At 38.9% G+C, this 17988-nt stretch carries 16 protein-coding genes and 1 other RNA gene; 12 read left to right on the forward strand and 5 right to left on the reverse strand.

The genetic code is table 11. From position 1 onward, the window contains the following. Positions 1-89: 89 nt before the first annotated feature. Positions 90-992 (reverse strand): glutamate biosynthesis transcriptional regulator GltC, encoded by a 903-nt coding sequence (gene gltC / locus ACJ004_RS21820; RefSeq protein ID WP_410895244.1) that lies wholly within the window; start codon positions 990-992, stop codon positions 90-92. A 129-nt stretch (positions 993-1121) separates the two neighbouring features. Here gltC and gltB point away from each other — a divergent pair, with 129 nt between their 5' ends. The 3 genes from gltB to ACJ004_RS21835 all read left to right on the forward strand — a co-directional run bounded on the left by gltB (position 1122) and on the right by ACJ004_RS21835 (position 7461). After that, on the forward strand, positions 1122-5669 hold the full coding sequence (gltB, locus tag ACJ004_RS21825) for a glutamate synthase large subunit (protein ID WP_410895245.1): 4548 nt from the start codon (positions 1122-1124) through the stop codon (positions 5667-5669). Positions 5670-5685: 16 nt separating this feature from the next. Beyond that, on the forward strand, positions 5686-7170 hold the full coding sequence (gene gltD, locus ACJ004_RS21830; RefSeq protein WP_410895246.1) for a glutamate synthase small subunit: 1485 nt from the start codon (positions 5686-5688) through the stop codon (positions 7168-7170). A gap of 135 nt (positions 7171-7305) precedes the next feature. After that, entirely contained in the window at positions 7306-7461 is a 156-nt protein-coding gene (locus ACJ004_RS21835; RefSeq protein ID WP_410895247.1) for a hypothetical protein, read from the forward strand. Positions 7462-7704: 243 nt separating this feature from the next. On the opposite strand, the gene ACJ004_RS21840 is transcribed toward ACJ004_RS21835, so the two are convergent. Further along, a complete protein-coding gene (locus ACJ004_RS21840; RefSeq protein WP_410895248.1) occupies positions 7705-8709 on the reverse strand; it encodes a DUF3231 family protein in 1005 nt (334 codons plus the stop codon). Between the two features lie 417 nt (positions 8710-9126). Next, the gene (locus tag ACJ004_RS21845; RefSeq protein WP_410895249.1) at positions 9127-9309 is read right to left on the reverse strand and encodes a YolD-like family protein; all 183 of its coding nucleotides are present in this window, start codon (positions 9307-9309) and stop codon (positions 9127-9129) included. A gap of 185 nt (positions 9310-9494) precedes the next feature. Between ACJ004_RS21845 and ACJ004_RS21850 the strand changes: the two genes are divergently transcribed. The 7 genes from ACJ004_RS21850 to ACJ004_RS21880 all read left to right on the forward strand — a co-directional run bounded on the left by ACJ004_RS21850 (position 9495) and on the right by ACJ004_RS21880 (position 14635). After that, positions 9495-9914 (forward strand): RrF2 family transcriptional regulator, encoded by a 420-nt coding sequence (locus ACJ004_RS21850; RefSeq protein ID WP_410895250.1) that lies wholly within the window; start codon positions 9495-9497, stop codon positions 9912-9914. Positions 9915-10037: 123 nt separating this feature from the next. Then, positions 10038-10427: an IDEAL domain-containing protein gene (locus ACJ004_RS21855; RefSeq protein WP_410895251.1), complete on the forward strand. Its 390-nt coding sequence runs from the start codon at positions 10038-10040 to the stop codon at positions 10425-10427. Positions 10428-10501: 74 nt separating this feature from the next. Beyond that, positions 10502-10816 carry a thioredoxin gene (gene trxA, locus ACJ004_RS21860; protein WP_410895252.1) on the forward strand — a complete coding sequence of 105 codons (315 nt, stop codon included), beginning with the start codon at positions 10502-10504 and terminating at the stop codon, positions 10814-10816. Between the two features lie 113 nt (positions 10817-10929). Next, complete coding sequence (locus ACJ004_RS21865) at positions 10930-12054, forward strand: NADH-dependent flavin oxidoreductase (protein WP_410895253.1); 1125 nt, start codon at positions 10930-10932, stop codon at positions 12052-12054. Positions 12055-12235: 181 nt separating this feature from the next. After that, positions 12236-12556, forward strand: a complete 321-nt coding sequence (locus ACJ004_RS21870; protein WP_410895254.1) for a ribonuclease E inhibitor RraB — start codon at positions 12236-12238, stop codon at positions 12554-12556. A 350-nt stretch (positions 12557-12906) separates the two neighbouring features. After that, a complete protein-coding gene (gene glnA, locus ACJ004_RS21875; protein WP_410895255.1) occupies positions 12907-14271 on the forward strand; it encodes a type I glutamate--ammonia ligase in 1365 nt (454 codons plus the stop codon). Positions 14272-14500: 229 nt separating this feature from the next. Continuing rightward, positions 14501-14635 carry a hypothetical protein gene (locus tag ACJ004_RS21880; protein ID WP_410895256.1) on the forward strand — a complete coding sequence of 45 codons (135 nt, stop codon included), beginning with the start codon at positions 14501-14503 and terminating at the stop codon, positions 14633-14635. Between the two features lie 383 nt (positions 14636-15018). On the opposite strand, the gene rnpB is transcribed toward ACJ004_RS21880, so the two are convergent. Then, an RNA gene (rnpB, locus tag ACJ004_RS21885) (RNase P RNA component class B) lies at positions 15019-15403 on the reverse strand. A 195-nt stretch (positions 15404-15598) separates the two neighbouring features. Between rnpB and ACJ004_RS21890 the strand changes: the two genes are divergently transcribed. Next, positions 15599-15733, forward strand: coding sequence for a hypothetical protein (locus tag ACJ004_RS21890; protein WP_410895257.1), 135 nt, complete (start codon positions 15599-15601; stop codon positions 15731-15733). A gap of 175 nt (positions 15734-15908) precedes the next feature. Here ACJ004_RS21890 and ACJ004_RS21895 read toward each other — a convergent pair whose 3' ends face one another. Continuing rightward, positions 15909-17285 (reverse strand): MFS transporter, encoded by a 1377-nt coding sequence (locus ACJ004_RS21895; RefSeq protein WP_410895258.1) that lies wholly within the window; start codon positions 17283-17285, stop codon positions 15909-15911. A 115-nt stretch (positions 17286-17400) separates the two neighbouring features. Between ACJ004_RS21895 and ACJ004_RS21900 the strand changes: the two genes are divergently transcribed. Beyond that, a complete protein-coding gene (locus ACJ004_RS21900) occupies positions 17401-17739 on the forward strand; it encodes an ArsR/SmtB family transcription factor (protein WP_410895259.1) in 339 nt (112 codons plus the stop codon). The last annotated feature ends 249 nt before the right edge of the window (positions 17740-17988 follow it).

Consider the following 17988-nt stretch of genomic DNA (forward strand, 5'->3'; position numbering starts at 1 on the left):
TCTGAAAAGGGAGTTGGCCATAGTGTCCAACCCATATGGACAAATAGGCCAAATTGTCTTTTTATGGTGCCTGACACCGAAAATTCAATCTATTGGAACTGCTCTAATACACGGAAAAAATCAATGGCAAATTGGTAAAAGAGATTTTCGGAGGGTGCTAGGTCTCTGAATTTTGGTGTGATGAGGCCGACTGTTCTTTTTACTTGAGGGGAATCAATCGGTATTTTTACCGTAAATCTTGGAATAGAGTCATATACAGTACTTTCTGGCAAGAGGCATACACCAATGCCTGCTGAAACTAGTCCCTTTAAGGCATCCAAATCCTCTCCCTCTGAGGTGATATTTGGTATAAATCCTGCTTCTTTGCATGCCTCCACTGCAATTTTTTGGAGAATATATCCCTTTGGAAAGGAAACGAAAGAATCGTTTCGTAACTCACTTAAATCTAACCTCTTTCGGTCGGCAAGTGCATGGTTTGTGGGAAGCAACGCAGAAATGTTTTCTGTAAATAAAATCTTTGCTTCAATATCAGGATCCTTGGTTGGGACAGGGCCAATAAACGCGAGATCGATTTCTCCATTTTTTACTGCATCAATTAAGTATTGATAGGAGCCTTGACGCAAATGGAAAACAACGTTCGGTTGTTTTGTTCTAAAAGCTGAGATTACAGTTGGAAGCCAATAGCTTGCTAAACTGGTTGGATAACCAATTTTAATGGTGCCGGTTTGAGGATCTAGGTACTCATCTACCTTTTCTTTTGCCTCATCAACGAGTTTTACCGCTTTTTTTATATGCGCTAAAAAAATCATTCCAATCTGCGTTAACTTTATGTTCCTTCCGGTTCGCTCGAATAAACGAACACCGAGTTCATCCTCAAGTTTGGCAATCTGAAAACTTACAGCGGATTGTGCTACATTTAAATTTTCAGCCGCTTCCGTAACATGTTCGCGTGCTGCAACCTCCATAAAATACCGTAATTGACGTAATTCCACCCTATTTCCCTCCATTCATATAAATATAAGATTGATTTAATCTGAATTATATATTGTTTATATGTATATTAAAACATAAAATTACTATCATACTGATTTATCGGAAAATTAAGAACGGGGGAGATAGTAATGACATTTCATCAACTACCAAAAGCACAAGGTCTCTACCGCCCAGAATATGAACATGATGCATGTGGAATTGGATTATATGCCCACATTAAAGGGCATGCTTCTCATGAGATTGTGAAAAAAGGACTAAGTATGCTTTGTAAATTAGATCACCGCGGAGGACAGGGAAGTGATCCATTTACAGGAGATGGTGCTGGGCTCATGGTCCAGATTCCTGATGCATTTTTCCGTAGCGCCTGTCCGGACATCCAATTACCTCAAAAGGGCAGATATGGTGTTGGGATGCTCTTTTTCTCAAATAATGATTCTGAAAGAGAAAAAATTGAATCTACTATTAATCTATTAGTTGAACAAGAGGGCCAGACAGTCCTAGGATGGAGAACAGTGCCAGTCAATGCTGAAACAATCGGAGTGACTGCCAAGCAAAGCCGCCCGTTTATCCGCCAAGTATTTATTGGGGCAAACGAGGAGTTGTTGGATGAATTATCTTTTGAGCGTAAATTATATATTATTAGAAAACAATCAGAACAATGGGCTAAGAAATCTGAATTGCGGTTTTATTTTGCCAGCCTTTCAAGCAGAACGATTGTTTATAAAGGGTTATTAACACCAGAACAAGTAGATAGATTTTATCTGGATTTACAGGATGAGAGTTTTGTATCGGCTTTTGCTTTAGTGCACTCCCGCTTTAGTACAAATACGTTTCCTAGCTGGGAACGAGCTCATCCCAACCGCTACTTGATCCATAATGGGGAAATTAATACACTTCGCGGTAATGTCCATTGGATGAAGGCACGTGAAAAGCAATTTGTGTCGGAAGCATTTGGTGATGAACTGCAAAAGGTCCTTCCAATCTTAGATACGGATGGAAGTGACTCTTCGATTTTAGATAATGCACTGGAATTTTTGGTACTCTCGGGCCGGAAACCTGCACATGCTGCGATGATGCTGATTCCTGAGCCATGGTCAGAAAATCCACATATGTCAAAAGAAAAGAAAGCTTTTTATGAGTATCATAGCTGCCTGATGGAGCCTTGGGATGGACCAACGGCCATTTCCTTTACAGACGGTAAACAAATAGGAGCAATTTTAGATCGGAATGGCCTTCGTCCGGCCCGTTATTACGTTACTGATGATGATTATATTATTTTTTCATCAGAGGTTGGCGTTATTGATGTCGAGCCGGAAAAAGTATTATATAAAGATCGTTTAAGTCCAGGGAAAATGCTGTTAATTGATTTTGAAGAGGGCCGTATTATTTCGGATGAAGAAGTAAAATCGAAGATGGCTGAAGCACTTCCATATCAACAATGGTTAGAAGAACAGCTTGTTCAATTAAATGAAGAAGGACAAAGCGAAGAGATTCTATCCGATTTACTGGTTCGCCAAAAAGCATTTGGCTACACCTACGAAGATATTTCAAAATATTTAGTTCCTGTAGTAACTGAAGGAAAAGACCCACTCGGGGCAATGGGAAATGACATGCCGTTGGCGGTGTTATCTGACCGTGCGCAGTCCTTGTTTAATTACTTCAAGCAATTATTTGCCCAAGTAACCAATCCGCCAATTGACTCGCTTCGTGAGGAAATTGTCACGTCTACAATGACGTTATTAGGGGCGGAAGGTAATATTCTTCATCCTTCGGCATTAAACTGCCGCAGGATCCAGCTTGATACACCTGTGATTACTAATAGTCAACTAGAGCAGCTAAAATCACTGGAATCTACTGGTTTTAAGAGTAAGGTAATTGACATCCTGTTTTCTGAAGATCTGGAGGGCAGTCTTACTAAGATTTGTAAAGAAGCTGATTCTGCCATTACTGAGGGTATAAGTCTACTAATCTTGTCTGACCGCAAAATGGATGAGAAAGCAGCCGCGATTCCTTCCCTATTGGCAGCAAGTGCCCTACATCAGCATCTCATTCGTGAAGGCAGCAGAACGAAGGTAAGCATTATTATTGAATCAGGTGAAGTCCGTGAAGTTCATCATTTGGCTGCCTTAATTGGCTATGGTGTAGATGCCGTCAATCCATATCTTGCTTTCGCAACCTATAATCAGGCGGTCTTAGATAGAAGCATACCATTCACATACGAAGAAGCGGTAAGTAAGTATGTAAAAGCAATGACCGAGGGCGTTGTAAAAGTCATGTCAAAAATGGGAATTTCAACCGTCCAAAGCTATCGCGGTGCACAAATTTTTGAAGCGGTGGGAATTAGCAAAGAAGTCATAGATCGTTATTTTACAGGAACAGTTTCACAGCTTGGCGGGATCGGTTTAGATACGATTGCCAATGAATCAAAAATGCTTCACACCATGGCTTATGCTAATTCTTATGATCAAACATTAGATTCAGGAAGTAACTTCCAGTGGAGAAAAACAGGAGAACATCACGCGTTTAACCCAGGTACGATTCACACATTGCAATGGGCTTGTCGTAATGGCGATTACGAATTATTTAAAAAGTATTCCAAGCTAGCCAATGAAGAGAGAATTGGATTCTTACGCAATTTGTTCTCGTTTGATGAAACTAGAAAGTCTTTAACAATTGAGGAAGTAGAATCAGTCGATTCCATTGTTCGTCGTTTTAAAACAGGAGCAATGTCGTTCGGATCTATTAGTAAGGAAGCGCATGAAACATTAGCGATTGCGATGAATCGTTTAGGTGGGAAAAGCAACTCTGGTGAAGGCGGGGAAGATTCAAGCCGCTTCATCTTGGATGAAAATGGCGATAACCGAAGAAGTGCAGTGAAGCAAATTGCATCAGGCCGTTTTGGAGTGAAAAGTCATTATCTTGTCAATGCTGATGAGCTTCAAATTAAAATGGCACAGGGGGCAAAACCGGGTGAAGGCGGACAGCTGCCGGGGAATAAGGTATATCCGTGGGTTGCCGATGTTCGTGGTGCAACACCGGGTGTCGGTCTGATTTCACCACCGCCGCACCATGATATTTACTCGATTGAAGATTTGGCACAGTTGATACACGATTTGAAAAATGCCAACCGAGATGCCCGCATTAGCGTGAAGCTAGTATCCAAAGGCGGAGTAGGTACAATCGCGGCCGGTGTAGCTAAAGGTGCAGCAGATGTCATTGTCATTAGTGGTTATGATGGTGGAACAGGCGCATCACCAAAAACCAGTATCCAGCATACGGGATTACCATGGGAGCTTGGACTTGCCGAAGCACACCAAACATTAATGCTTAATGGCTTGCGTGATCGCGTTGTTCTCGAGACAGACGGTAAATTAATGACTGGAAAAGATGTCGTCATGGCTGCCTTATTTGGGGCAGAAGAGTTTGGTTTTGCAACGGCACCACTCGTCGTTCTCGGATGTGTCATGATGCGCGTATGTCATTTAGATACTTGCCCAGTTGGAATCGCAACTCAAAATCCGGAGCTTCGTAAAAAGTTCTCAGGAGAAGCTGATTACATTGTCAACTATATGCGTTTTGTTGCCCAAGAAGTTCGGGAACTAATGGCTGAGCTTGGCTTTAAAACAGTGGATGAAATGGTCGGACGTACGGATGTTCTGAAAATGAGTGACCGTGCAAAAGCACACTGGAAAGCAAAGGATCTAGACTTAACTCCATTGCTGCATCATCCTGAAGGAGTTCGCACGTTCAAGACTCCACAAAATCATAAAATTGACGACTCACTTGATATGCAACAAATCTTGCCAGCTGTTCAAAAAGCATTACAAGATCAAATTCCAGTGGATGTTAGTTTCCCGATTACGAACGTGAACCGTGTTGTTGGAACGATCGTTGGAAGTGAAGTATCGAAGCGTTATGGAGAAGAGGGGCTTCCTGAAGATACTGTTACCTTAAGATTTACAGGTTCTGCGGGCCAAAGCTTTGGTGCTTTTGTACCGAACGGTGTGACACTAAACATAACTGGTGATGTAAATGATTTTCTTGGAAAAGGCTTATCTGGCGGAAAGCTGATTGTGAAAGCAGACGAATCTTCTAGACTATCAGCAGGTGAAAATGTAATCGCTGGGAATGTTGCCTTATATGGTGCGACAAGCGGTGAAGCGTATATAAATGGACGTGCTGGTGAACGTTTTGCAGTACGTAATAGCGGTGTGAACGTGGTTGTCGAAGGAATAGGTGATCATGGCTGTGAGTATATGACAGGTGGACGCGTCGTTATTTTAGGTGATGTAGGCAAAAACTTTGCTGCCGGGATGTCCGGTGGAATTGCGTACGTATTAGCCGATGATCAAGATGCCTTTAAGAAGTTATGTAACCAAGAGATGATTGAAATTGAGTCCTTGACGAAAAACGATGAGTATGAGCTTAAGGAAATGATTCAAAATCATTTCTATTATACGAACAGTGTGAAATCAAGCTATGTCCTAGTAGACTGGCCAAATTATGTCAGAAAATTTAACAAGGTCATTCCAAAGGATTACAAACGCATGTTGGAGCAAATTCAGAAGCAAAAGGAAGCAGGTTTAACAGAAGAAGACGCCATTATGAGTGCGTTTTTAGCCAATGCCTCCAAACAGAAAAATACACCCAGGCAGCCAGAAGCTGTAGTACGTTAAGAAAGGGGAGAGGAAAATGGGGAAAACAACTGGATTTTTGGATTACTATCGTGAAAAAAGTAAAGAGCGGAATCCCCAAACACGTGTAAGCGACTGGAGAGAGTATTCGATTCCTTTCTCAGATGAAACCTTAAGCAGACAAGGAGCGCGGTGCATGGATTGCGCCACTCCTTTCTGCCATATTGGAATGGAAATTCAAGGAGCAACATCAGGCTGTCCGATTCATAATCTCATTCCTGAATGGAATGACTTGGTCTATCGCGGCCGGTGGAAAGAAGCCCTTGATCGTTTGCTTAAAACGAATAATTTCCCTGAGTTCACAGGTCGGGTTTGTCCAGCACCATGTGAGGGTTCATGTACGTTAGCTATAACTGATCCAGCGGTTACGATTAAAAACATTGAACAAGCGATTATCGATAAAGGTTTTGAAAATGGTTGGATTGCTCCTCGGATACCAGCAAGCAGAACTGGGAAAAAGGTGGCAATTATCGGATCTGGTCCTGCTGGATTAGCTAGTGCTGATCAACTAAACCAAGCGGGTCACTCGGTAACGGTTTTTGAACGTTCAGACCGTCCAGGCGGATTACTTATGTACGGCATTCCAAACATGAAGCTTGATAAAGATGTTGTGGAACGCCGTATTAGCTTGTTGCGTCAAGAAGGTATTGATTTTGTCACCAATACAGAGGTGGGAAAAGATATTACTGCTGAAGAAATGCAAGCCCAATTTGATGCCGTGATTCTTTGTACAGGTGCACAAAAACAGCGTGAACTAGTAATTGAGGGTCGCGAGGCGAAAGGGATTCATTTAGCTATGGAATACCTGTCCAAAGCGACGAAGAGTTATTTGGATACGAACTTTGAAGATGGTCAGTTTATCAATACAGAAGGCAAGGACGTCATCGTGATTGGTGGCGGTGATACAGGAGCAGACTGTGTGGCAACAGCCCTGCGTCAAAACTGCCGAAGTGTGGTTCAGTTTGGTAAACATCCGCAGTTACCTGATACGCGAACATCGGGAAATATGTGGCCTGCCTATCCAAATGTTTTTACAATGGACTATGCATATAAAGAGGCAGAAGCAAAGTTTGGTGAAGACCCACGTCAGTATTCTATCCAAACGAAGAAAATCGTTGCGGACGAAAATGGCAACTTAAAGGAACTTCACACGATTCAAATGGAAAAATTAAGAGACGCGGAAGGTCGATTCTATTTCAAGGAAATTCCAGGTACAGAAAAAGTATGGCCGGCACAATTTGTCTTTATTGCGATTGGTTTTGAAGGCACGGAGCAGCCGCTTTTAAGCCAATTCGGTGTTCATGCAGCCAATCAAAAAATTGAAGCGGCCTACGGTGAATACAGAACAAATGTAGAAGGGGTATTTGCTGCAGGGGATGCAAGAAGAGGGCAAAGCCTAATCGTCTGGGCCATCAATGAAGGTCGTCAGGTTGCGCATGAAGTGGACCGTTATTTGATAGGAAAATCCTTACTACCTAAATAGATGTCATAGCTTTGCACATAAGGACCGTTTTGGGTTATCCCATTCCAGGAGTTCAGCTGTTAGCACCTGGTGCAAGCCGTACGATTAAAGCATGGAAAGAGAGCAAGGGATCCAATTTGCTGAATTTCAGACAGCTTGTCGATCTCTAACACCCAGGTAAGGAACTTTGGAAAGCTTGAAACAAAAGTAGGCCGTCGGATGGCAGTTGTCTTAGGTACGGGGGAATCTGTCGAAGAGGCCAGGCCCAGGCCGAACAAGCAGCGGCAAAAATTAAGCTTCACTTATGGCTAAATCACTTTTTGGGAAGTTCTTTTTTTAAGAATTCTTACTTTCTGATCTATAAAAATGTGAAAGTTTGTATACCGTTGAGAAGGTTATTTCTTAACGGTTATTTTTTGTATTTTCCTTCTTTATTTTTCTAGAAAAGGATCTAATGGAGTTGTTTATTACTTTTCAAATTACCTTTGAATAATATAAATTCTAAAAAGAAAAAACTAGCCTTTTTAAGGTTAGTTTTGCTGTTATATAATACAATTATTTAGTTAATCGATTTCGATCCTCAATTTGTGGTGGTTCTTCCATCCAGCCATTTTTGATCATAAGCTTTCCCCCATCTTGAGCAAAAGTGAAAATATTTTTTGCATTAAAAGACATTTTAGCCGGCAAGTCACTCCGTAAACAAAATCCACTGCCTAATGCATTACTTCCGAGCCCAAATGAAGCTAACAAATTGGTATTGTACATCATCAATTTGTCAGAAAATGGCGCGGTTTTTGACGTTGTTGCTTTTCCAGCATGAGTAGCTGGGGGCTCAATATAACTTTGGCGTAAGAATTCACCTAAATCCATTTCGATTTTTTTGGACAATTCCATTCCTTTGGTAAGATATTTTTGAACCTCTTTATCAGAAGCAACTTGAGCGAATCCAATCATTAATTGCATCCCTACAAGGTTAGTTTCAATTGCATGATGGATAAGAGAAACTTCAACAGTATTCAGGGATCTAGTTTCACTAAACCAAGTAAACCCATCCATATAATTTTTATCCTGTACAAAATTTACCTGTTTTGGCATTGATACAAACGGTGGACGTACGAGTACCCCTTTTTCTAAAAGGAATTGAGTTGCTTGGCTGTTCATTGATTGTGATTCAGCTGTCATTCCGACAAATAAATCTTCAATATCCTTTCGATAGGACATGCCTGTGAAAAGTGCATAAAGGCTCATTTCCACTTTAGTCATCAAATGTAAATACATAATATCGTACATAAAATCAAATAACTTTGGAACGTTTTTATTTACATCGCTTTCTGTAAAACCAATCGGAATGACTGCGCCTTCTTGTTGAAAAATACTTGTAATCATCTCAATGTTTTTGGCGGCACCATTATAATACGACTGTAACAGTTGTTTTCCTTCAGGTTCGGAGTGCTCGATAAAATATTCCATTACTCTAAGCATCATGGTTTTTTCTTGATAAGCCATCCACAAATTTGCTAATTCTGATGAAGTAATAGGTGCTTGGCTCGAAGTCGTCATGCTACCCCCCCTTAGTCTTATAATGATAATGTAACCAATAGGAAATTATTTTATGAATTGGACAGAGTTCTTCATCTAATAATCAAAATGATAAGAGAGTGCCTAGGTAGAAATGACGAAGGCACCTTCTTTTTAATAACAACCGAGTATTTATTGAATTCAAAAGACCTTATTGACTGAAATCGGGCTCTTTTGTTTAAAATATGTTTTGTATAGATAGATAAAACCATAAATAGTACAAAAATTGGTAAGTGAAAATGAAGTGGTAGTCTTTTAGAAGATGTAACTTAAAGGGTTAGAAAGGTGAAGTTTTATACAAAAATTAAAAAATTAGACGAAAAAAAAAACCTAGTGAGGTTTATGGCAGGGCATTTCATATATTAAAGCTTAATTGACTATTAAAAGTTGAAACATAAGTTAATAAATATGTCTGATAGATGATAATCGGATTGAGAATGACTTTTGTTTTTCATCTTTTAAAGAAAGCAATTGGTCTTTTAGATTCAAGCGATAAACACGCCCTTTTAAGGTTTGCAAAGCACCATTTGTATAGTAATCAACAGTAATCAGTCCATTTTGAGTTAGTTTTTTCAAGAACATTCAAATTCCTCCTTTAATAGTAATGGATTACACAATAATATTATATGGTCAGTATTTTAAGAGAGAATGAAGAAGATGTTAATAATATGTTAAATCAGAGCAAAATAATAAAGAGTTATTTTTATTGACTTTATAAACTGTAAATAATAAAATTACATTAATCTTCTTGAGGAGGAAGCATTAAAGTGAATAGTGATTTTACGATAGCCGTCCATAGTTTAGTCTATTTAGCTTATTTACCAGATCATATGGCTAGCAGTGAGTCAATCGCTACCAATGTTTGTACAAACGCCGCACGGATTCGGAAAATCATGAGCTGTTTGCGCAATCATGGTTTTGTTAAAACAAAAGAAGGTATTGGCGGTGGCTATATTCTTGACTGTAATTCTCAAGAAATATCATTGGCAGATATTTATCGTACAGTTTCACACGGAAGCCTAAAACCAAACTGGTGCACAGGCGATCCGGAGCAAAAATGTGTTATATCGTCAAATACCCAGGTTGTTATGGATCAAATTTTCAATGATGCTGAATTGTATTTTGAAAAATATTTAGAGAATATTACCCTTAGTACTGTTTTAGAAAAAATTAAACGTTGTCCATGATTTAGTTTTTTCTTTTATTTATACTGTATATTATTTTATTACAGTATGATACGATATTGGTGATTTACTTTTTTAAAAAAACCAAACTGTAACTTTTTTTATAACATTTAAGGGGTGTAGAGGATGATGGCGGATAAATATCGATTTGAATATGGGGATTGGGTACAGGGTAGGTCTAGAGATGGTGAACTGATCCACGGGTATGTTGAAACTGTAGACTCTCACAAAGGAATGCTACAAGTAAATGTGGTCGAAAGTGACAATGAAAAAGCGATTGGAAAATCGATTTGGATCCAAAATAAATGGGCTGAAAAGCTGCCTGACATAACAGGTAGAAATGAAAGTGAGCTTTTAGCTTTAATAGATTTAGCTTTACTTTTTAAAGATGAGCAGTGGTTTAAGGAATTATCGGCGAAATTAGTATCTTTTAAAAAAATTCAAGAAGTGCCAATCAAGAAATCTGAATTTCTAATCAGCGGAAACAGAATGAGGAATTTTGATGTAAAAAGGTAATTTTCATCCATATGTCTGAGAGAACAACAATAAAGTTTTTAAAAAATATAAAAATTAAATTGGAGGTAAAAATAATGGCTATTTCACACGTAACAGATCAGACTTTTGCTACAGAAATCAAAGAGGGATTGGTGCTAGTAGATTTTTGGGCTCCATGGTGCGGGCCATGTAAAATGATTGCACCGGTGTTGGAGGAAATCGATGCTGAAATTGGTGATAAAGTTGCGATTATCAAACTTAATGTAGATGAGAACCCAGAAACAACAAGATCATTTGGTGTCATGAGCATTCCAACGTTGCTTCTTTTCAAAGACGGTGTTGTAGTAGATAAGGTTATCGGCTTCCAACCAAAAGAAGCTTTAACAGAATTAATTGTAAAGCACACTTAATACTGAAGGAATTTGCTTTAAACTAAACGGTAAACGGTAGGATGAAGTTGAAGAGTGGGCAAAGTAATATCGTATCTATTTTACATTAATCAAAAAGGTGGAGGAGTAAACACATGATGAATTTAAAATATGCACCATTATTTGAGTCATTTGACATAGGAAAGGGGATTCAATTAAAAAATCGCATTGTTATGGCACCGATGACAAATTTCTCATCAAATCCTGACGGGACCGTCTCAGATGCTGAAGTCAAATATTATGAACGACGTTCCAATGGCGTTGGTATGGTCATTACAGCATGTACCTATGTGACAATCAATGGTAAAGGGTTTCATGGTGAATTTGGTGGAGACCGTGATGAAATGAAACCTAGTTTGCGTCGTTTAGCTTCAGCGATTAAAGAGAAGGGTGCGAAAGCGATTTTGCAAATCTTCCATGGCGGCCGCCAGGTTCCACCTGAATTAGTGGATGGTGATGTGGTAAGTGCTAGTGCAGTTCCGTCAGAAGGTGAAGGAAAACCCGCTCCCCGAGCATTAACTGAATCAGAAATCGAGTCTATTATTCGTGATTTTGGAGAAGCAACTCGACGAGCAATTGAAGCGGGTTATGACGGAGTTGAATTACATGGTGCTAATGGATATCTGATTCAGCAATTCTTTTCCCCTCATTCCAATCGTCGTGCAGACCGATGGGGCGGCACTCTTGAAAAACGTCTAACTTTTCCTTTGGCGGTTGTTGATGAAGTAAAGAGAGTTGTTGCTGAATATGGGAAGGAGCCTTTCTTGGTTGGATATCGTTTTTCACCTGAGGAACCTGAAACACCTGGAATCACTATGGCTGACACACTTGCACTAATAGATGCACTTGCAGAAAAAGACCTTGATTATCTTCATGTTTCATTGCTGGATTTCAGGTCAACACCTAAACGAGGAGTTGAGGATACACGTTCACGTATTGAAATCATTCAAGAGCGTGTAGGTGAACGTGTTCCAGTAATCGGTGTCGGTTCGATTTATACAGCTGATGATGCCTTAAAAGCATTGGAAACGGGAGTCCCATTAATCGCATTGGGACGTGAACTGATTATTGATCCTGAGTGGGTGCAAAAAGTGGAACAAGGTAGAGAATCTGAAATTGTTACCAAAATAAACAAGAATCATCAGCATGTACTGGAAGTACCAGATCCCCTGTGGCAGGCAATTATTCATTCGCCTGGATGGTTTCCGGGAGTAGAATAGATCAGTTGATTATATGCTAACGGTTAAATGATGGTATTTTAGCAAGAGAATATAAAAAAGAAGTCAACCTATATGTTGATTTCTTTTTTATATAGAATTTCACCCATTTTTTGGTTAGTCTAAAAGAACGAAGTGAATTATAATGACATAATGAATGTACTAGAATATGGAGGAAAAACAAATGAAATTTCCAAATGATGCTGATGGCGATGCTTTACGTAGTCTACATAAAGATGGATTAGATTTTAAAAAGCAACAATCAGTGGAGTTTTTTGTTGCCGTGCCTGATAAAGCAACAGGTGAAAAATTATCACAAGTACTAAAAGGAGAAGGATTCAATTGTTTCTTAGAGCAAGATGACGAAACTGATGAGTGGGCATGTTGTTGCTCGAAAAGGATGCTATTAAATTATAACGAATTAATTAAAATACAAGATAAATTAAATAACTTAAGCAAACCACTTGGCGGTTATTCGGACGGTTGGGGTGTTTTTGTAGATTAAAAGGATTGAGAAATGGAATAGTAGTCGATCCCCTTTGAGGAAAATTTTAATTAAACTAGATCGGACATGTTGCTGCATGCTCGGTCTTTTTTTTTGGATGAAATTAATAATGTGTCAAACACCATTTTTCTAAGGATTTTATACACATTTTTGCATATTTATAATCATGAAACACAAGATAGAGATTGAAAATACTAGATTCTAATACTCGAAATATGAAAACGCTTACTAAAAAAACGGCATAAATATTCAAAAAATTTATGAAAAAAGATTGTCAAACTATTCTTTTTTTATTATAATAAATTTATTGATGTAACAAAATATAACATGAAATTGCGAGGTAATATGACATGGCGAATACACTAATTTCAAACACTCCTGTAGATACAACCACTCTAGAACAAATTAAAGAAACGATCAAAGAAAAAAGTGTTGAACTATTACACTTGCAATTTGTCGATATCGAAGGGATCTTAAAGCACGTTACTGTAACTACTGAGCAGCTAGAAGATGTAGTAGAAGGTAAAATGATGTTTGATGGTTCTTCTATTAAAGGTTTTTCACCAATTAATAAATCGGACCTGTATCTTCAACCAGATTTAGCAACATTTGCTGTTCTTCCGTGGACAGTAGAAGAGGGGTATGCGGAAGCACGATTCTTATGTTCTGTAAAAAACCCAGACGGTTCACTATTTGAAGGAGATACAAGAAATGTTCTCAAGAAAACAGTAGAGCGTGCTGCTGATCATGGGTACACCATTTCAGTTGGTCCTGAGTTAGAATTTTTCCTTTTTAAAACGGATGAAAATGGATATGCAACTCAAGAACTTGGTGATAAAGCAGGCTATTTTGAGCCATCGCCACATGATCTTGGCGAGCGTGTTCGCTTAGAAATCTACCGTGCCTTAAAAGCAATGGGCTTTACGATTGAAGCATCTCACCACGAAGTAGCAGAAGGACAACATGAAATTAACTTTAAGTATGCTGATGTATTAACAGCAGCGGACTTATCAACTACATATAAATGGGTCGTGAAGACAGTTGCGAAGAAATTCGGTTTGCACGCGACATTTATGCCTAAGCCAGTATTTGGAATCAACGGTTCTGGTATGCATGTCAATATGTCATTCTTTGAAGGAAGCGAAAATGCCTTCTTTGATCCTTCAGATGAGTTACAATTATCGGAAAAAGCGTATCAATTCATTGCAGGTGTCCTAGAAAACGTGAAGAGCTTTACGGCTGTCACAAACCCTCTAGTAAACTCTTATAAGCGTTTAGTGCCAGGGTATGAAGCACCTTGTTATATCGCTTGGTCAGCGTCAAACCGTTCAGCGCTTATTCGTATTCCAGCAAAAAGAGGTCTTGCGACACGTGTAGAATTACGTTGTCCAGATCCATCATCTAACCCTTACTTAACATTTGCCGTAATCGCATCTGCAGGTTTAGAAGGAATCGAAAAAGGATTAGAAGCACCAGCACCAATTAATGAAGATATCTTCCATATGACAGATGAGGAAAGAGCCTTCCGTGGCATTGAAAGCCTGCCTGGCAGCCTAGCCGCTTCTATAAAAGAATTAGAATCAGGAGAGATTGCTGCTAAAACACTTGGCGAGCACGTATACGGCGAGTATGTTTCATTGAAGAAATCAGAATGGGACAGTTACCGTACAGCCGTTCACACATGGGAAATTGATAACTATCATTCTAAATTCTAAATTCTAAATAAAAAAGCGGGCAGGGCCTGTCAAGACACATTTTGTTTTGGCACCCAGTAGCCCGCTTTTTTTATTAATTACCAAATCCGTGTTAAAACATAGACAGACATAGCACCAATCCTTAAAAAGCGACTACTTACTGATAGTGTTAAGCTCTTATATAAGAACTAGAAAAAATCCTTATATAAAAAATATGGATGGACAAACTAATTTTAAAAAGGAGGAAGTTATGGAAAAGAATAAAAAAGTACCGGAGAATTTAAGTTATGAATCTGATGGAAAAATGGGTAAAAACAACAATAAGGTAAAGGCCAACAAAAAAGATCAGGTTGAATTCTTTAATACCACACAAAACAGTGAATAAAGATGGAAAGCATCACCACGAGGATGGTTCTCATGGTTTCTAACCTTATTTTAGTTTAGCTTTTTTTGTATTAATAATTTACTGTCCCCAGTGTGTAAACTGCACCAGGGACAGCTTTTTTAAATTGGATGAAATGATCAAAACAATGCCAATAAAGGTTTTTATAAAATAAAAAAACTGGCCCACATGTATTTTCGGGGGCCAGTATTACTAGATTTTATATCAGAAATTGATAATAATCGAAAGGTTTTTCTTCCAAATTATTTACATTTATGTATTCGTGCGGGAGGGGTATTGAATCTGGGCTATTCTGTAAATCAAACAAATAGCAAGTCCAACCCGCAATTATAGTGCTTCTTTAAATGATAATTTGCTTATGAAATGGATGTAAGCCAGGTTCTGTACTTCCGTACTGCTATCGGCAGCAAGCCTTGTACAAGAAGTAGTAGTCATGTAACTATCGACCAATGGCCGATTCATCCGTTAGGTTCATTTCCCGCAGGATGATGCCCCTACCTAAATTTGGGTTGCTCGCTCGTGGGGTTTACCCGTTCCACCTTTTCCGTTTCCAGAAAAGCTCCGTCACTGTGGCACTTTCAGGTTATTCTCAGCGTATCCCGAAGGACTTAGCATGATTTCACCGCCGTCAGCCGATACTATGATCGACTGCCCACCCTTGCGGATGGCACGAATATTACAGGCATCTCAGCACTGTGCGAGCCTGGACTTTCCTCAGCTCCTATAAAGGAACCGCAACTACTCACCATTTCATGTTTATCAATTCGTTCAGAAGCGACAAGACATACTATAACAGGATTAACAGAATAAATCTTTAGGAGATTAATTCCAGTGTTTCTTTAGTTTGATCTGGTATATTGTTTACATTTTCACCATTCACATACCATCTTTGATAAAAATAAATATCAAAAATTTGAACAGAATAAAGATTTGGAGGTGAAAAAAATGGATGAAAATACGAAGAGCTATCCGAATGTAAGTTTAGGCGGAAAAAAGTCTAATGAAAAAGGTGAAGGTGATTCTGGCCATATGCGTTATGGGCAAGAGAACAAAGGTGAAAGTAAAGGGAAAAATAAGTAGTACCATAATAAAGTTGTCTTAGTGTTTCAATTGGTCATGTAAAAATACTTTTACGTGACCAATAAGATAACTATAATATGACCAATAAATAAATAGTATTGCTAGGGACTGAGAACTAGATGTAATTATCGAAAATCTCGTCCCTAGCTTTTCTTTGGATAAAGTAAAACTTTAGTTATGAAGTCATAGGTTTACGAAATACAGATCGTACATAAATAATCGCGCAACCAATCGATAGGATAACTACGATTGTCAAACCCCAATAGATATTGCTGTATGCATGCGCTAATGGTATGTCCTTTTGCCAGTTTAGAGCACTGGCTGTTATAGCAACCCCGAATGCACCACTGAAAAATTGGAGAAGCTGAAATAGTCCAAGTCCAGAACCAATCTGTGATGGGAGTAGTAATCTTGACATTTCATTCGATATGCTGCTCGACAAGATTGTGAAGCTAATACTCATTAACATATATATGAACATAATTGCAAGATAAGAATTTCCTTCAAACAAAGCGAATAAAACGACGGATGCCAAAAGTAGCAACGGAATATATCTGATAATCGAACTGTTTCCTTTTGAATCGATGATTCGACCTACCTTTTGGGAGACAAGCATAGCTAAAAATGCACCTGGGAAAATCACTAGCCCAGCTTCGATAGCGCTAAGGCTATATTGTTTAACAAGGATTTGTGGCATTAAAAATAGTGTCGAAAAGCTACAGATATATGCCGCAATACCGACTGCTCCTAAAATTAGATAAGAGCGATTTAGGAATAGCGAGGGGAGCACGAAAGGTTCCTTAGCTGAGCGTATGCGGACGATGAACATTACAATCGTAATTAGTCCGGACACCAGCGCGATCCAGGAATGGTTCGTTAAGAAAAGAAGAAGTCCCGTCGTACCAACACCAATGAATAGTGCACCTAAAACGTCGAAAGAACCTTTTTTTGGTTTTTCTTTTGGAATTAGAATCACAAAAAAAGGGACTAACAGTAAAGTTATCGAGGTCACGACAAACAAAATATGCCAGCCCAAATATTCGACTATTACGCCACCAACGACAGGCCCTAACCCTAGACCTAGCGATACTGAAGACAAAATCATAGCCATTGCTTTACCACGGCGCTCTATAGGAACGTAACGGGTGATTAGTATCAGTGACAAGGCTGGGATTGAACCCGCTCCGGATGCTTGAAAGATACGCACGATTAGCAACATGATAAAGCTGTTGCTAAACAAACCTACTATTGCGGCAAGACTAAGAGATAAAATCCCAATAATGAAGAGCCTTCGGATTGGAACAAAATCAGCTAGTCGGCTATACGTAATTGATGAGATCGCGAATACGATAGAATAGCTTGTCACGATCCACGAAGTTGAAGAAGCTGATAATTGAAATGCTGCAGCCACGTCCGGCAAAGCTAAATTAAACATCATCGTGTTCATGATGACGAGTACAATCGATATACCAAGCAGAAGAGTAACCGTTCCTTCTTTCATGGTGCGCTGCTCTACAGCCTTGTTAGAATTAATTGTAGTTTCGGATATCATTTTTTTCCCCTCACTCTAAGTTCTATAATTCGATTATAATCGAACAATAGAAATATACCATGCGTTATGGTATAATGCAATCATAAACTCGGAAAAATTTTAAGGAGGTTTTATCGTGAAAATTTTATTTCACCCAGACCGTGCAGATATTCATTTATCCAACGTTTTATCCGCCTTAAGCGATCCTGTTCGTTTATTAATAGTCTCCAATATTAACAATGCAGGTGAGCGGTCCTGTGGGGATATTGGAGTGCCCGTTGCGAAATCCACTTTTTCTCATCATACTCGTACGTTAAGAGAAGCGGGTATAGTGAATGTGCGCGTCCAAGGAACCCAGCGTATCCTTTCTCTACGAACGGAAGATTTGGAATACCGTTTTCCAGGAGTACTTTCTTCAATTTTAGACGCTTTTGAAACCTCCGAAGAGAAGAAACAGCTACTTAATCCAGAATAATCATATTGTTTTTCTATCGGATTTATTATTTTAGGGTACTTCCCATTTCCGCTCTAAAAAATTACATAGAAAATAAAAGTACAAAAATAAAAGACTGACCAGTTATGTAAATTCAACTCGACTTTTTATGTAAACTAAAAAACTAACACAACGTTAGTTCAACAATCTAAAGGCAGCAATCATAATAATTATCTTGATCTTCCGCAATCGGGTAAACAGCACGACAAAAAGATCACCGGAATTTGCAAC

The organism is Neobacillus sp. 204 (assembly GCF_046562815.1).
Taxonomy (GTDB): domain Bacteria; phylum Bacillota; class Bacilli; order Bacillales; family Cytobacillaceae; genus Neobacillus.

Excerpts from the sequence above, each read along its gene's own strand:
- gltB (WP_410895245.1), top strand. The coding sequence starts at position 1,122 with ATGACATTTCATCAACTACCAAAAGCACAAGGTCTCTACCGCCCAGAA.
- gltD (WP_410895246.1), top strand. The coding sequence starts at position 5,686 with ATGGGGAAAACAACTGGATTTTTGGATTACTATCGTGAAAAAAGTAAA.
- ACJ004_RS21840 (WP_410895248.1), bottom strand. The coding sequence starts at position 8,709 with ATGACGACTTCGAGCCAAGCACCTATTACTTCATCAGAATTAGCAAAT.
- ACJ004_RS21845 (WP_410895249.1), bottom strand. The coding sequence starts at position 9,309 with ATGTTCTTGAAAAAACTAACTCAAAATGGACTGATTACTGTTGATTAC.
- ACJ004_RS21855 (WP_410895251.1), top strand. The coding sequence starts at position 10,038 with ATGATGGCGGATAAATATCGATTTGAATATGGGGATTGGGTACAGGGT.
- trxA (WP_410895252.1), top strand. The coding sequence starts at position 10,502 with ATGGCTATTTCACACGTAACAGATCAGACTTTTGCTACAGAAATCAAA.
- ACJ004_RS21865 (WP_410895253.1), top strand. The coding sequence starts at position 10,930 with ATGATGAATTTAAAATATGCACCATTATTTGAGTCATTTGACATAGGA.
- ACJ004_RS21870 (WP_410895254.1), top strand. The coding sequence starts at position 12,236 with ATGAAATTTCCAAATGATGCTGATGGCGATGCTTTACGTAGTCTACAT.
- glnA (WP_410895255.1), top strand. The coding sequence starts at position 12,907 with ATGGCGAATACACTAATTTCAAACACTCCTGTAGATACAACCACTCTA.
- ACJ004_RS21880 (WP_410895256.1), top strand. The coding sequence starts at position 14,501 with ATGGAAAAGAATAAAAAAGTACCGGAGAATTTAAGTTATGAATCTGAT.
- ACJ004_RS21890 (WP_410895257.1), top strand. The coding sequence starts at position 15,599 with ATGGATGAAAATACGAAGAGCTATCCGAATGTAAGTTTAGGCGGAAAA.
- ACJ004_RS21895 (WP_410895258.1), bottom strand. The coding sequence starts at position 17,285 with ATGATATCCGAAACTACAATTAATTCTAACAAGGCTGTAGAGCAGCGC.